The sequence below is a fragment of the Campylobacter concisus genome (assembly GCF_002165785.1).
Classification (GTDB): Bacteria; Campylobacterota; Campylobacteria; order Campylobacterales; family Campylobacteraceae; genus Campylobacter_A; species Campylobacter_A concisus_W.
In genome coordinates this window covers 11,918-26,607 of the sequence record NZ_NDYO01000013.1, presented here as the reverse complement: position 1 = coordinate 26,607, position 14,690 = coordinate 11,918, and the positions used below count along the sequence as shown (strand labels likewise).

12 protein-coding genes are annotated in these 14,690 nt (G+C 39.6%); 8 read left to right on the top strand and 4 right to left on the bottom strand.

Annotation, left to right across the window (positions count from 1 at the left end; genetic code table 11):
• Nucleotides 1-3: 3 nt before the first annotated feature.
• On the bottom strand, nucleotides 4-876 hold the full coding sequence (locus B9N62_RS09545; protein ID WP_087585288.1) for a phosphate ABC transporter substrate-binding protein: 873 nt from the start codon (nucleotides 874-876) through the stop codon (nucleotides 4-6).
• A gap of 314 nt (nucleotides 877-1,190) precedes the next feature.
• On the opposite strand from B9N62_RS09545, the gene B9N62_RS09540 reads away from it, so the two are divergent.
• Both B9N62_RS09540 and B9N62_RS09535 read left to right on the top strand, forming a co-directional pair.
• Nucleotides 1,191-2,132 carry a TAXI family TRAP transporter solute-binding subunit gene (locus B9N62_RS09540; protein WP_072594373.1) on the top strand — a complete coding sequence of 314 codons (942 nt, stop codon included), beginning with the start codon at nucleotides 1,191-1,193 and terminating at the stop codon, nucleotides 2,130-2,132.
• Nucleotides 2,133-2,216: 84 nt separating this feature from the next.
• Nucleotides 2,217-4,283, top strand: a complete 2,067-nt coding sequence (locus tag B9N62_RS09535; protein WP_087585287.1) for a TRAP transporter permease — start codon at nucleotides 2,217-2,219, stop codon at nucleotides 4,281-4,283.
• A gap of 139 nt (nucleotides 4,284-4,422) precedes the next feature.
• Here B9N62_RS09535 and B9N62_RS09530 read toward each other — a convergent pair whose 3' ends face one another.
• The 3 genes from B9N62_RS09530 to B9N62_RS09520 form a co-directional block, all read right to left on the bottom strand.
• Nucleotides 4,423-4,908, bottom strand: coding sequence for a tetratricopeptide repeat protein (locus tag B9N62_RS09530; protein ID WP_087585286.1), 486 nt, complete (start codon nucleotides 4,906-4,908; stop codon nucleotides 4,423-4,425).
• Between the two features lie 73 nt (nucleotides 4,909-4,981).
• Nucleotides 4,982-5,644 carry a M48 family metallopeptidase gene (locus tag B9N62_RS09525; protein WP_180382189.1) on the bottom strand — a complete coding sequence of 221 codons (663 nt, stop codon included), beginning with the start codon at nucleotides 5,642-5,644 and terminating at the stop codon, nucleotides 4,982-4,984.
• On the bottom strand, nucleotides 5,620-6,939 hold the full coding sequence (locus B9N62_RS09520; protein WP_087585348.1) for an MATE family efflux transporter: 1,320 nt from the start codon (nucleotides 6,937-6,939) through the stop codon (nucleotides 5,620-5,622). The genes B9N62_RS09525 and B9N62_RS09520 overlap by 25 nt, the downstream gene beginning before the upstream one ends.
• Nucleotides 6,940-7,042: 103 nt before the next feature.
• Here B9N62_RS09520 and abc-f point away from each other — a divergent pair, with 103 nt between their 5' ends.
• The 6 genes from abc-f (at nucleotide 7,043) to B9N62_RS09495 (ending at nucleotide 14,494) form a co-directional block, all read left to right on the top strand.
• Nucleotides 7,043-8,974 (top strand): ribosomal protection-like ABC-F family protein, encoded by a 1,932-nt coding sequence (gene abc-f, locus B9N62_RS09515; protein ID WP_087585284.1) that lies wholly within the window; start codon nucleotides 7,043-7,045, stop codon nucleotides 8,972-8,974.
• 1 nt (nucleotide 8,975) lies between these two features.
• Nucleotides 8,976-9,410 (top strand): hypothetical protein, encoded by a 435-nt coding sequence (locus B9N62_RS09510; protein WP_087585283.1) that lies wholly within the window; start codon nucleotides 8,976-8,978, stop codon nucleotides 9,408-9,410.
• Nucleotides 9,411-9,483: 73 nt separating this feature from the next.
• Entirely contained in the window at nucleotides 9,484-10,983 is a 1,500-nt protein-coding gene (locus tag B9N62_RS09505; RefSeq protein WP_087585282.1) for a DKNYY domain-containing protein, read from the top strand.
• Complete coding sequence (locus tag B9N62_RS09500) at nucleotides 10,983-12,101, top strand: DKNYY domain-containing protein (protein WP_257640244.1); 1,119 nt, start codon at nucleotides 10,983-10,985, stop codon at nucleotides 12,099-12,101. The genes B9N62_RS09505 and B9N62_RS09500 overlap by 1 nt, the downstream gene beginning before the upstream one ends.
• Before the next feature lie 84 nt (nucleotides 12,102-12,185).
• Complete coding sequence (locus B9N62_RS10880; RefSeq protein WP_257640243.1) at nucleotides 12,186-12,428, top strand: hypothetical protein; 243 nt, start codon at nucleotides 12,186-12,188, stop codon at nucleotides 12,426-12,428.
• 125 nt (nucleotides 12,429-12,553) lie between these two features.
• Nucleotides 12,554-14,494, top strand: coding sequence for a BCCT family transporter (locus tag B9N62_RS09495; RefSeq protein WP_087585281.1), 1,941 nt, complete (start codon nucleotides 12,554-12,556; stop codon nucleotides 14,492-14,494).
• Nucleotides 14,495-14,690: the final 196 nt, after the last annotated feature.

Genomic DNA, 14,690 nt, shown 5'->3' with positions numbered 1-14,690 from the left:
AGACTATTTTACTGGTATAAATCCCATTTTTTCGATAGTCTTTTGACCTTCGGCTGAATTTAGCACATCAACAAAAATTTGCTCAGTTTTGCTTAACTTGCCACTTTTTACGATGATGAGCGGACGAGAGATGTAGTATTTGCCATCAACTATATTTTTAACAGTTGGCTCCACACCGTCAACGTTTAGCGGTATTAGCTTGCCTTTGTTTTGGTTTGTGATACCAAAAGATGCATATCCAATAGCGTTTTTATTTTCGATTATTTTTGAGACAAGCGCGCCCATTGAAGGTGATTGGATGACGTTTTTGCTAACTTTGACATCTTTCATTATCTTTTTTTGAAATACCTCGTGAGCACCGCCGCCAAGATCTCTTGTAACTACGACTATTTCATCATTTGGTAGGGATTTGTCAAGGTCGCTCCACTTTTTGTACTCGCCTGAGAAAATTTTTACGATCTCATCTTTGTTTAAATTTCCGCCCTTTAGCTTTATCACCTCATTTTCTGGATTTACAGCTACGCAAAGTGCATCTATGCCAAGCGTATAGGCTTTCATATCCTTGATCTTTGCTTTTTCGCTATCTTTTACGTCGCGAGCTAGCATGCCAAAGTCAGCGACATGATCAAGCACAGCTTTTACGCCAGCGCCAGAGCCACCAGCTGAGACGAAAATAGTGATGTTTTTGTTTGGTAAAGCACTATCTACTTTATCCCAAGTCTCGTACTTTTCGATAAAGTCGGTTGAAATTTTAGCGATGACCGGAGCTAGAGTAGATGAGCCACTAAAGCTAACTTGCGTTTTTTCATCCGCACCAGAAGCGAAATTTAAAGATAAAAGTAGCATAGAAGCGGCCAACATAAGTGATTTTTTCATAAAAACCTCCAAAATTTGATTGTTATTAACATTTATAAAAGCTATTGATTAGTTGTAAATTTGCAACAGTTTTTCTAAAACTTAGAACTGCGGTGGATTATACAATAAAAAATGATATTTAAATAGCTGGTTTATCAAATTTATTTTGACTGATAAAGAAATATAAATTTAATCTTAAGAAAATATTTTTTTAAGTCTTGATTGTGTAGAATGGTTGCAACTTTACTAAAACGGCATGAAAATATCATATCAAATAAGGTAAAAAGCTAAATTTATAGAATAAAATAGCCTTAAATTTCTTGAAAGGATCTTAGATGAAAACTACTTCTTTGGCACTTGCTGGCTTGCTTTTAGCAACAACTCTTTCAGCAAAAGAATTTATCAGTATCGGTACTGGCGGCATGACAGGCACTTATTATCCGATAGGTGGAGCGATTTGCCGTTTAGCAAACAAAAATACTAATGTAAAATGCTCAGTCCAATCAACTGGCGGCTCAGTCTATAACGTGAATAACGTCCTCAAAAAAGAGCTTACATTTGGCTTTGTTCAAAGCGATGTTGTCTATGATAAATTTAATGGCACTGGCAAATTTGACGGAGCAAAAGATGAAAATTTACGCTCAGTAGTTGCCATCTATCCAGAGCTTCTTGCGTTTGTCGTGGCAAAAGATAGCGGTCTAACAAGTGATCTTGCCTCATTTGCAGGTAAAAAATATAACGTTGGAAACCCAGGTAGCGGCAACGAAGTGAGCACGCTTGAAGTCTTTAAAGCAAAAGGCTTTGACGTTTCAAAACTAGGATACCGCGGTGTTTTAACAGTTGGCGAATGCCCACATGCACTAAAAGATAAAAAGATAGACGGATATAGCTTTGTCGTCGGCCACCCAACTGCAAACATCACTGATGCTGCGACATCTTTGCCGATCGATATCCTAAATATCGAAGGTAGCGAGATTGATAATCTTCTTAAAGAGAAGCCATACTTTGCAAAAGGTGTGATCCCAAAAGGCTCATATGACGGCGTTGATCACGATGTAAATACTATAGGTGTAAAAGCTGTTTTGGTAACTAATAAAGATACAAAAGATGAGGCTGTAAAAGCTGTGATAAAAGCTATTTTAGACAACTTTGATGAGTACAAAACTCTTCATCCAGCGCTAAAATCAGTAAACAAAGAAGATCTTGTTCAAGGTCTTTCAGCTCCGCTTCACCCAGCTGCAGAGGCTGCATTTAAAGAGGCTGGTATTTTAAAATAATCCATCTCCAGAGGCTTTTGCCTCTGGATAAAATTTAAATATACAAATTCTTTAATTTATATATTTAAATTTTAAAGGAGAGAGATGAACGAAGTCAAAGATAACGAAGAACAATTTGTCGAAGTAAAAACAAGGGAGATAAATAGCAATTTTTACAACTATTTCATTGCGATCGTATGCTTTTCTTGGTCAGTTTTTCAGCTTTATATAGCTTATTTTCCGCTAAATACTAACATTTCGCGCTCGATACACTTAGCCTTTGCGGTTGGTCTTGTATTTTTGCTTTATCCAGTCACTTTTCATAAAAAGGCACATTCTAGTTTGCCATTTTACGACCTAGTTTTTTGTGTGGCAGGCGTTGTTACTGTGCTTTATCCAGCGGTTTATTTTTATGAGCTAGCTGATAGGACAGGGGACTACATCACACAGGATATCGTCATATCGTTTTTAGCGATCATTGTCTTGCTTGAGGCTGGCAGGCGTGTCATGGGGCCAGCACTTCCAATTATTTGTATATTATTTTTGATATATGATCACTTTGGTCCTTATATGCCAGACATCATCGCTCATCAAGGCGCCAGCTTTGAAAAGATCGCAGGTCATATGTTTTTAACGACAGAGGGCATCTTTGGTGTGCCTATCGGAGTTAGCGTTAGTTTTATCTATCTTTTTGTACTTTTTGGCTCATTGCTTGAGAGGGCAGGTGCTGGGCAATATTTCATAAATTTAGCTTTCTCACTTCTTGGAAAATATAGAGGCGGCCCAGCTAAGGCTTCAGTCATCGCAAGTGGCCTAACAGGCATGGTTTCAGGTAGCTCAACAGCAAACGTAGTAACCGTTGGTACATTTACTATACCGCTTATGAAAAAGGCTGGTCTTTCACGCACAAAAGCTGGCGCTATCGAGGTTGCAGCTGGCGTAAACGGACAGCTTATGCCTCCGATCATGGGCGCAGCTGCTTTTATTATCGCTGAGTTTTTAGGCATGACATATACAAATGTCATGATGGCAGCGGTAATTCCGGCTTTTGCTTGCTATTTGTCACTATTTTTTATCGTTCATTTAGAGAGTGTGAAGCTTGGCTTAAAAGGTATAAATCAAAGCGAATTTCACTCAAGATTTAAAATTTTTGTAAGCGGACTTCACTATATAACTCCGATTTTGATTTTGCTTTATACGCTATTAATCGCAAAAGAATCGGCCATCGCTGCGGCATTTAATGCGATTGGATTTTTATTTTTAATAATGATCTTTCAAGATCCAGTTAAAAAACTAGCAAGTGGTGAAAAAGTTGGAATAAATGATGTGTTAATAGGCTTTGAAGATATATTTTGGGCGATGGTTGCAGCCGCAAAAAGTATGACAACGATCGCTATAGCAACCGCACTTGCAGGTATCATCGTGGGTTCTATCTCTCTAACTGGTCTTGGTCAAGTACTTTCAGATCTAGTTGAGCTACTTGCTGGTGATAATATAGTTATGATATTGCTTCTTACTGCGATGATGTCACTTATACTAGGAATGGGCCTTCCAACAACAGCAAACTACATCGTAGTTTCAAGTCTTGTAGCACCTGTTATTTTATTTTTAGCGCACAAAAATGGCTTTTTGATCCCAGCCATTGCTGTGCATCTTTTTGTATTTTACTTTGGAATTTTGGCCGATGACACGCCACCAGTTGGCATCGCAGCTTACGCAGCTGCTGGTATAGCCAAAGCAAATCCTATAACCGTTGGCGTTCAAGGATTCTTTTATGATCTAAGAACGGCGATCTTGCCATTTGCCTTTTTCTTTAACAACAAACTTATGCTGATAGAAAGCGTAAACGAGGGCGATCCGCTTGATTCAAAAGGAATAGTCTGGATGAGCAATCCACTTGAAATTTTACTTGTCTTTGGTATGGCGATCGTGGGAATGTTTGCATTTTCAAGCTTACTTCAAGGCTACTATGTTACAAAGCTTAGAATTTGGGAGCGTATTCTTTTGATCCCTGTTGTGCCACTAGCTCTTGTACCAAATATATGTGCGAAATTTAATCTTATACCAAACGAATACACTGCTTATATCGTAGCTGCTGTACTTTATGGATTTGTTTTTATGACTCAATGGGGTATTAAAGACAAACCACTTGATCAAATAAAAATAATCTAATCTTAGGCAAGAGCATTCTTGCCTAAATTTCTAATATAAATTTTTAAGCTTTCTTTATACTTTGAGTAATTTCTATTTAAAATAAGTTTTTTTTGGATTTTTTTGTTTTAAGAAATTTTTAGGCTCGTAAGCCTAAAAATTATAGTTGTTTTGAGCGTCTTAGATCGCCTGCAAATTCGCAAGACATCTTATCGCCTAATTCGCAGCCTTTTACTAAAAATTCATAAGCTTTTTTAAATTCTTTAGCCTCTATCAAGATAGAACCTACCATCTCGCAAGAATATCCATCATTCTTATCACAAGCTTTATTAAAAAGTTCTCTTGCTTTTTGCGGCTCAGTATTTAGATAAAGCCCACCAGCTGCCGAACAACCCTCTTTTTCACCGCTTTGGCAAGCTTTATTATAATACTCCAAAGCCTTGTCTAGATCCGGTGTTGCTGTTTTGCCTAGCTGATAAATGGCGCCAGTTTTTACACATGATTTTGCATCATTTTCTGCACATCCTGCTTCAAATTTAGCTAAAGCTTCTTTGAAATTCGAGCTCCCATATGCCTTTAGTCCATCTTCAAAGTTACCTGCAAAAGCACAAGCAGCTAATATTGAGATAAAAATCATTTTTTTCATTGAAATTCCCTTTTTTGTGAATTAACATGCAATTTTAGCATATTAATTTTTACACTTACTTGATGAAAAATAATTACGCTTTTAAAATTTGCTCTTGTTTTTTATAATCAGGCATGATTTTTTCTATAAAATCGTAAAAACTTTTTTGATGATGTGGATAGAGCATGTGTGTTAGTTCGTGAAGAACGACGTAGTGCACGGCTGAGAGTGGCTTTTCTATGAGTCTTAGGCTTAGGTTTATATAGCCTTTTTTATGATTGCAGCTGCCCCAGCGAGTTTTGCTATTTCGTATGACGATGCGCTTGATTGGCTTATTTATAAAAGGCTGAAAATGGCTTACAAGCTCTAAAAATAGCTCTTTTGCCCTTACTTTTTTAAAACGCTCAAGGCTTTTTAAATTTGGCGTAAAGACAAACTCGCCATCAAAAAATGGCTCTTTAAAATTTTCATCAAATTTTATCTTATAAACTTGACCAAGAAATTTCATCTCATCATCTTTTGGCAAATTTACAAGAGCTTTTTTGTAAGTATTTTCAAGCCAAATTTTATGCATCTCAAGAAAGCTAAGAGCCATCTTTTGCGTGCTGTAAAATGGCATAGAAAGCGTGATCTTAGCGTCCTTACCAACTCTTAAACGCATGGATTTTATATTTGTTTTAAAATTTACTAAGACGCTTAGCCCATAAAAGTCTAAATTTATGCTCTTTTGCTTTAAACTAGGCGTTTTTCTTGCCATTTTTTGCTTCTCCAACGCCACGTATTTGCAAGGCCTCTTAGCCATTCATCAGCACAAAACCCTATCCAAACGCCGATAATTCCCCAGCCAAGATAGATTCCTAAAAAATATCCAAGCGGTAGTGAAAGCCCCCACATAAAGATAAGGCCAGTCGCAAGAGGAAATTTTGCATCACCGCTTGCACGAAGGGCATTTACGATGACTATGTTAAAGGTTCTGCCCGCTTCAAGAAATATCGAAAGTGTAAAAAGTGGTAGCATGATCGCACGTAAATTTTCGTTTAAATTTAGTGCGTCCATGATCTGATACTTTAGCGCATAAGCTATAAGCACGACTACTAGTGTTATAAAAACTCCAAGTCTTAGCGCCCTAAATGTCCTTGTATAGGCCTCGTTAAACTCGCTTGCTCCAACTAAATGTCCTACAATGACCTCGTTTGCCACGCTAATGCTCGCTCCACAAAGCAAGATAAGAAGCGTGATCTGAAAGTAAATGGTCTGCACGCTAAGGCTAGCCTCACCCATACTTGCCACAAAGCCAAAAGCGATCATGTATTGCGCCATCCAGAGTAAATTTTCGCCTGCGCTTGGAAGGCCGATTGAGAGGATTTTCTTTAAAATTTCAAATGGTACGACAAGTAGCTTTTTAAAGTAAATTTTAACTTTTGCCTTTTGACTTAGCATATAAGCTAGCACGAAAATGCCTACTAGTCTACCAACAAGTGTCGAGATAGCGACCCCTTGTAGGCCTAAATTTGGCAGGTCAAACCAGCCAAAAAGGGCAATGGCGTTGCCAAAGATAGTGATTACGTTCATTAAAACTGAGGTAAGCATTACGCCAGTTGCGAAGTTGTAAACGCGAAGTACCGCAGCTAGCACCATACCTATGCCGTCAAATAGCAAGGCAAAACCAAGGATATGTAGATATGAAAAGCTCTCGTTGATGAGCTCTTTTGGCACGTTTAGTAAATTTAAGATGTTGTAGCCAAAGATATAGATGATGATGGCTGAAAATATGCCAAATATGGTGTTTGAAGTGATGCTGGCGTGTATGACGTTTGAAGCAAGATCGTTATTTTTAGCCCCCAAAGCTTGTGCGACGACGACTGAGCAGCCGATGCTTAGAAAGTTAAAAATAGTCATAAAAAGATCCATCACCTGATTACCTGCACCCATGGCGCCCACAAGATGTACGCTCACTTTTGTAACCATGTAGGTGTTGATGATGAGCGTGATGAAGTGCAAAAACATATCTAAAAATATGGGAATTACTAATTTTTTCATAGAAAGATTCATTAAATGCTCGCTTGAAAGTCTAAATTTATGTGGCAATTATAGCCAAATTAGGTTTTAGCTCCCTTTTGATATAATCGCGAGAAATTTAAAAAATGAGAGAAAAATGGCATTAATCGACCTGATAGACGTAAGTAAAAAATTTGGCGCAAACGAGATTTTAAACGCTGTAAATTTTAGTGTAAATGAAAATGAGAAAATAGCTATCATCGGCAAAAATGGCAGCGGTAAAAGCACGCTTATGAAGATCATCTCTGGTGAGGTGGCAGTAGATAGTGGCAGACGCATAGTGCAAAACTTAATAAGCGTAGAGATGCTAGCTCAAACTCCAAATTTTAACGCCACTTTTACCGTAAAGCAGGCGCTAAATAACGAGCTAAAAGAGATATTTGATGCGATAAGTGAGTATGAAAAAAGTGGCGTTTTACTAGCAAACGACCCAGAGAACAAAGAAATTTTAAAAGAGCAAGAGAGACTATTAAAGTTTATAGAGGCAAAGGATGGCTGGAATATCGAGCATAAGATCGAGCGAATTTTGCAAGAATTTAATCTAAAAGAGTATGAAAACAGACCCATTTGCTCGCTAAGCGGTGGCGAGATCAGGCGCGTGGCACTGGGCGCTCTTATCCTTAAAAAGCCAGATGTGCTTTTGCTTGATGAGCCGACAAACCACCTTGATGTCTATATGGTCAAATTTCTTGAAGATATGCTTAAAAGCTCAAATCAAAGCATAGTTTTCATAAGCCACGATAGATACTTTATAGACTCGCTCGCAACTAGGTGCGTTGAGGTCGAGGAGGCTGGGCTTAGGAGTTTTGAGGGTGGATATGCAAACTATCTAGCCAAAAAAGAGGAAATTTTAGCAAGCCTTGCAAAGTCGCATGAGACGCTGCTAAAACAGTTAAAGGCCGAAGAGGAGTGGCTAAGGCGCGGCGTAAAAGCTAGGCTAAAGCGAAATGAGGGCAGAAAAGAGCGGGTGCTTGCTATGCGCGAGGAGGCTAAGAAAAATCCAGGCGTGATAAGGCGCGTGAGGCTTGAGCTGGAGCGTGCTAGTAAAAATTTCAACCAAGTGCAGAGCCAAAACCGCAAAAAAATGCTTTTTGAGTTTAAAAATTTAAGCAAAAGTATAGACGGCAAGGTGCTTTTTGAAAAATTTGACGCAAGGGTCTTGCAGGGCGAGAGGATCGCCATAGTCGGACGAAATGGCAGCGGCAAGAGCACGCTACTTAAAATTTTGCTAGGACTTGAAAAGCCAAGTAGCGGCGAGATAAAAAGAGGCGAGGTGAGTATCGGCTACTTTGATCAAGCTAGAAATGTCCTTGATGATGACAAGAGCCTTATAGAGACATTTTGTCCAAATGGTGGCGATCACGTGCTGGTTCGTGGGCGAAATATGCACGTTTATGGCTATCTTAAAAATTTCCTCTTTCCAAAGGAATTTTTAGATAAAAAGATAGGCGTTTTAAGTGGCGGCGAGAAAAACCGCGTCGCACTTGCGATGCTTTTTACTAAAACTTACGATGTGCTGGTGCTTGACGAGCCGACAAATGACCTTGATATCGCAACCATAAATATCTTAGAAGACTACTTGCAAAGCTTTGAAGGGGCTATCTTGCTAGTAAGCCACGATAGGTATTTTGTAGATAAGATGGCAAATAAGCTTTGGGCGTTTGAGGGGACAAAGATAAATGTCTTGCATGAAGAGTATAGCGTCTATTTGGAGCTTGAAGATGAGATGAAAGAGCTTGATAAATTTGAAAAAGAGCTCTCAAATAGCCAAAATGAAGCCAAACAAAAGAGCAAAACTGGCGCAAAGCTAAGCTACAAACAAACGCAAATTTTAAACACATATCCAGATAAAATTTCAGCCCTTGAAACAAGAGTGGCTGAGCTAAATGAGGGACTTAGTGATCCAAAAATTTATCAAGAAGTGGGGCTTACTAAGCTTTATGAAGAGCTAGAAAGTGCAAAAGCCGAGCTTGAAAGCCTAGAAAATGAGTATTTTGAAGTTTTAGAGATCGCTGAGAAGCTAGAGTAGCTTGAAAAAGATCGGTAGGATAAGCGCGCTAAATACGAGAGTTGTTAGGCAAAATTCTGTTGTAAGCTTTAGCATTATCGTTGATAAAATGAGGTTTAGTGAGACATTTTCACCTAAAATATATAAATATGAAGTGGGCGATCTGGTCGAGATAAAATATAAAAAGGTTGGATTTTTAAATAAGATAGAGACTATTAGGCTAATCGCAAAAAGCAGCGAAGAGTCAGGACTTTTTGCAAGGATAGAAAATTTATTCTTTTTGCTTGTTGCTTTGTATCTTTGTTTTATTTCTTTGTGGGTTATTTATTATGGGATTACGTTGGAATTTAGCATTTATAGGCTTATCATTTTGTTAGCGGCTATTTGCTTTTTGATTTGGATGGGTAAATCTGCATATCTTAGGCTTTTGATATTTAGATATTTTATATTTGGATAGAACTTTGAAATTTAAATGTATGAAAGGTTTGCGGCTTGATGAGGTCGCTAAATTTGTTTGAAATGGGGCTAAAATGCTAAAAAAACATCCGCTAATCTCTGTAGTGATCGCTATTGTTGTGATATTTTTTGCTACCTACTTTTTTATCTTTGGGCTAGCTACTATTTTAGATGACGACATTGGCGATAGTAAAGAGCTAAATAATAGCTTTTTTTACGTCAAAGATGACAAGGTCTATGCCATGGTGCCAAGTGGCGGTAAATTTGAGCTAATAGGCGTGAGGGCCAGTAAATTTAGATACATTGACACTGGCAAATACGACAACAGAAACGTTGGCGCTAGCGATAAGGCGGTATATTGCGGTAATCTCGTGATGAGTGGGCTTGATCCAAATGGCGTTAGAGCGCTTGGTAATGGCTACTTTGGCGATGGCAATGTAACATACTTTTGCGATAGCGTAAGCGAGACAAACCTCGAAATATCCGCACTTAAAGAGTTTTGGGACATCCTCTCACATAAAATGTTTAAAACCCCAAAAGCGCAAACTCATATCTATAAATTTAGGCAGGTTGATAACACAATTTTAGCAGCGATCTTGGGCTTTGGCTACGCAAGTGACGATCATGAGGGCAAAGAGCTAGAGGGCGCAAATGCCAGCAAGATGCGCTACATCGAGCAGGTATCTGGCAGAAAGAGCGTGCATTTTACGACTGATGGAGAAAATGTCTATTATGACAGCACAAAGCTAGGGATCAAATTTAGCCCGCAAATGCGTGATATCGGCGAGATATGGCGCATTCACTATCTTTATGAGCCAAATTCTGGCATGGTCTATGCAAATGATCATGAATTTGACCCCAAATTTGCCCCATACGAGCCACTTTTTAACCTAGAAGATAAGCACTCCTATCATGCGCTCTTTCGTGGTAAAGGCGGGATCTATCACTGGGAGCGAAAGTGGCAGTGGTATAACAGCATAGATGAGGGTGAGTTTGTAAGAGACGTCGATGATCCGTTTAAAGGCGAGATAACGCCGCTATATGGCGACGTGGTGATAAGTGATGGCAAGACATATTTTTTAAAAACCTATGAAATTTGGCACAACACAAAAAATAACCACAGTCTAAGCTCACGCCACACTTGTATCGTAAGGCTCGATACAAAAGAGCAGTGGCGAAAGATAGGCCTTGTAAGAAATGATGGCTACGGAGCGGTCTATGCAAACGGCGATAAGACATATTATTTTGATAACGTCGGCTACGGCTGGCATTTTAACAGCAGCGTTTATGATATAAACGACCTTGGCGTGGTTGAAATCCTCACTCGTCCTTATGGTCCAAATGTTAAGAATTTAAAACTAGATGAGATAGTAAAAATGGTAGATCAAGGCGCTATGGTGCCAGCTGAGGGCGAGGTGGTGATCGATGCGATAAGCGACTTTGATGATTACTCGCAAAAATATGCTTACTGGATATTTTTAGCCATCGCATTTATAGTCTCGGTAGTTGGCGCTATTTTTAAAAACAAAAAGCAAAAAAGCGAGCTTAAAAAAAGGGTGGATGATTATAGATAATGAGAAAAATTACTATTAGGTTTGTTTATTTTTTAGTCATCTTGACGCTATTTTTTGTTTTGGCGATGCTTTATCTATGGCATGATGGCGAGTATCAAAGAAGCTTTGCAAACATTGATAATAGCGAGTTTTACCGCTCGCCTGAGGGTAAAATTTACGTTCAAATTTCAGGTAGTGGCAAGTATGAGCTAAAAGGCGTTGATGAGGCTAGTTTTAGGGTCTTAAAGCTAAAACACGCATACGACTACTCAAATGTGGCGGCTGATAAAAATCATGTCTATTGCACTAGAGAAATTTTGCCAGGACTTGATCCAAAAAGTGCCAAAGTGCTTGGTAATGGCTATATAAGTGATGGCAAGATAAGCTATTATTGCGCCACTAGAAGCGAGAAAGAGGCGGGATTTAGCGAATTTAGCGCCATTATGAAAAACCTTGTTCACGTTTTTATAAAAAGCTACGATGATAGCCCTTATTTTTACAGGACAAAAAGGGTTGAAAGCATAAATTTAGAGCCTATATTTGACGCTGGCTTTGCAAGAGATGGCGGCACGCTTTACTACAAGGGCGAAAAGCTTGACGCAGATCCTAACGAGTTAAGATACATCACGACAGAAAGCGGCGCTGCTAGCGGATATTATACAGACGGCAAAAGCTTGTTTTTAGGCTTTTATAGGCTTGATGCAAGCTACTCAGATGAGACGTGCCGGATATGCTATGACCCAAAGCATGATATAGAATATCTTTTTGAGCCAAAAAGTGGGGCAGCGTTTACAAATGAGCTCAAATTTAGCGCTCAAAATATGCCTTATAGCGCCATTTATAGCGTGGATAACGTGCACTCGTTTTGGCCTCTTTTTGCCAGCAAAGATGGAATTTACTTTTGGGATGGCAGTAAAAACGAACAAACTAAAATTTCAGACTACCAGCTAAAAGGCGAGCTAAAAAGGCTCTATGCTGACGTTTTTGTAGATGAGAGCTCAGCGTATCTCTTGCAGCAAGGCGAAGAGTGGCGGCGTTCAAAGCACGGCAGGCACTTAGAGGCGCAAACAGTCTCTTTATATAAATTTGCCACAAGCTCATCTTGGCGCGAAGTAGGGCAGGTAAAAGATGGCGAATAAGGCGCAGTTTATGCAAACGGCGATAAGCTCTATTTTTTTAGCAAGATAAAGCCATTTTACGGCATAAAGCATAGCGTTTATGAGGTGGCGGACCTTGGCGTCATAGAAATTTTAACAAGAGCGTCTAAAGAGCTTAGCGCAAAAGATATCAGCGAGATGATAAAACGCGGCGAGCTAGTGGAGGTAATCGGCGAAGAGGTCGCAAGATCGAGGATAGAGTATGACTCGCCAAAGATCATTTTGTATATCACATTTGGCATCGCTTTTGTCGTCATAGTGCTAATAACTCTTGCAAAACCAAAGAGAGATAAAAGCGACTTGAGATAAATTTCAAAGTAGCTATTTTTGGTGGCTAAAGCTTAAAATTTCATAAAAAATTTAAAGAGAAAATTTGACCTATTTACTCTTTTTTGTTAGTTTGAAAGCAAGCTGACATTACAAAAAGGAGAAAAATGTTTAAATTTCAAAGGTCAAAATTTAATAATTCAGTATTTATCCCATCGCTTGTTGTCATATTTTTAATAACGGCATTTGCAGCGATATTTCCAAATTTCTCAAATGAGTTTTTTAAAGGTATGCAAAACTACATCGCGGCCAAATTTGGCTGGTTTTACATCCTAGCCGTAGCCGTCATATTGCTAAGCGTCATCATCCTTGGCTTTAGTAAGCTTGGCGAGATCAAACTAGGAGCCGATCACGTAAAGCCAGAGCACAAAAATATCTCGTGGTTTTCTATGCTTTTTGCCGCTGGTATGGGCATAGGTCTAGTATTTTTTGGTGTGGCTGAGCCGCTCATGCACTATCTAAACCCACCAGTTGGCGACGCTCAAACTATCGCAGCGCAAAAGCTTGCGATGAATATCACATTTTTTCACTGGGGCATGAGCGCATGGTCAGTTTATGCTATCGTGGCGCTAATTCTAGCCTTTTTCTCGTATAGACACGGCTTGCCACTCACGCTTAGATCGGCGTTTTATCCGATCATCGGAGATAAAATTTATTGCAAGATAGGCAACGCCATCGACACATTTGCCGTCGTAGCGACGCTATTTGGCGTGGCGACATCGCTAGGATACGGTGTACTTCAGGTAAATGCGGGCCTTACGCACGTTTTTGGCCTGCCGACTATGCATATCACGCTTTTAATAGTGCTTTGTTTTGCAGCGACCATCTCAGCGGCAAGCGGCGTAGATAAAGGGATAAAAATTTTGTCAAACGCAAATATTGCGCTAGCTATATGTTTTATGTTTTTGATACTATTTTTGGGCGATACGACGCAGCTTTTAAAGTCATTTGTACAAAACAGCGGCGACTACGTCTCGACGCTCATCTCAAATACATTTAACCTCTACGCCTACGAGAGACAAAACGAGAGCTGGCTTGGCGGTTGGACACTGCTATACTGGGCTTGGTGGCTATCTTGGTCGCCGTTTGTGGGGCTATTTATCGCCAAAATTTCAAAGGGCAGGACGATAAGAGAATTTGTGATCGGCGTGCTTTTCGTGCCAACCGGCTTTACCTTTGCTTGGATGAGCTTTTTTGGTAACTCGGCGATCGCGCTTGTGCAAAGTGGCTTTAGCGAGCTTGCGACGACCGTAAATTCCGACTCGGCTTCGGCGCTTTTTATGTTTTTGGAGAAATTTAGCTTTTCAGGCGTGCTAAGCACGATCGCGGTCTTTATGATCGTCATATTTTTCGTCACTTCGGCCGACTCAGCGGCGATCGTGATGAACATGCTTTGCTCAAACGGCAAGGATGATACGCCGGTTTGGCAAAAGGTCTTTTGGGGCGTTACGGTGGGCGTCGTGGCGGCATTTTTGATGCTAGCCGGCGGCCTTGGCTCGCTTCAAGCACTTACGATAACTACGGCATTGCCGTTTGCTATCGTGCTACTTGGCGCCATTTACGGGCTATTTAAAGCCTTGCGCGTCGATGCGACCAAAAAAGAGACAAATAACTTTAACAACATGCCTCTTAGCGATCTTTCTAAGCCTTGGCAAGAGCGACTAAGCGCTATCATCACTCTACCTAGCAAAAAAGACGGCAGTAAATTTCTAAACGAAGTCGTGCTAAAAGCCTTTAACGAGCTAAAAGAGGAATTTGCCAAAAACGGCCTTGAGGCAAATGTAACAAAGGCTGAAAATTTCGTAAATTTAAACGTCGGGCTTGGCGACGAGATGGACTTTAGATACGGCGTATATCTCACCAAAAGCCAGAGCCCGGACTATACTAGAGAGCTTGAGGGCGACGATCTTTACTACAGAGCCGAGGTATATCTAAAAGAGGGCGGTCAAGACTACGACGTGCTTGGTTGGAGTGAGGCCACGCTGATAAACGACGTAATCGAGCAATACCGCAAACATATGCAGTTCTTGCATGTCGTTAGAAGGTAGGCTTGACTTAAATTTGCCTGGAATTTGAAAATTTCTAGGTAAATTATAAATCTTACTCACTCGTTATCGTTTGTTACTGAATTTAAAAGTGTGATGTGCTTGTTTATAAATTTTAAAATTTTAATTGAGTTTTATATGCACATGGTGTAAAGCGAAATATAAGTGTTATTATTTTTTAGAGAAAACAAATTAGAAA

Excerpts from the sequence above, each read along its gene's own strand:
- B9N62_RS09535 (WP_087585287.1), top strand. The coding sequence starts at position 2,217 with ATGAACGAAGTCAAAGATAACGAAGAACAATTTGTCGAAGTAAAAACA.
- B9N62_RS09540 (WP_072594373.1), top strand. The coding sequence starts at position 1,191 with ATGAAAACTACTTCTTTGGCACTTGCTGGCTTGCTTTTAGCAACAACT.
- B9N62_RS09520 (WP_087585348.1), bottom strand. The coding sequence starts at position 6,939 with ATGAATCTTTCTATGAAAAAATTAGTAATTCCCATATTTTTAGATATG.
- B9N62_RS09505 (WP_087585282.1), top strand. The coding sequence starts at position 9,484 with ATGCTAAAAAAACATCCGCTAATCTCTGTAGTGATCGCTATTGTTGTG.
- B9N62_RS09545 (WP_087585288.1), bottom strand. The coding sequence starts at position 876 with ATGAAAAAATCACTTATGTTGGCCGCTTCTATGCTACTTTTATCTTTA.
- B9N62_RS09530 (WP_087585286.1), bottom strand. The coding sequence starts at position 4,908 with ATGAAAAAAATGATTTTTATCTCAATATTAGCTGCTTGTGCTTTTGCA.
- B9N62_RS09500 (WP_257640244.1), top strand. The coding sequence starts at position 10,983 with ATGAGAAAAATTACTATTAGGTTTGTTTATTTTTTAGTCATCTTGACG.
- B9N62_RS09525 (WP_180382189.1), bottom strand. The coding sequence starts at position 5,644 with ATGGCAAGAAAAACGCCTAGTTTAAAGCAAAAGAGCATAAATTTAGAC.
- B9N62_RS09495 (WP_087585281.1), top strand. The coding sequence starts at position 12,554 with ATGTTTAAATTTCAAAGGTCAAAATTTAATAATTCAGTATTTATCCCA.
- abc-f (WP_087585284.1), top strand. The coding sequence starts at position 7,043 with ATGGCATTAATCGACCTGATAGACGTAAGTAAAAAATTTGGCGCAAAC.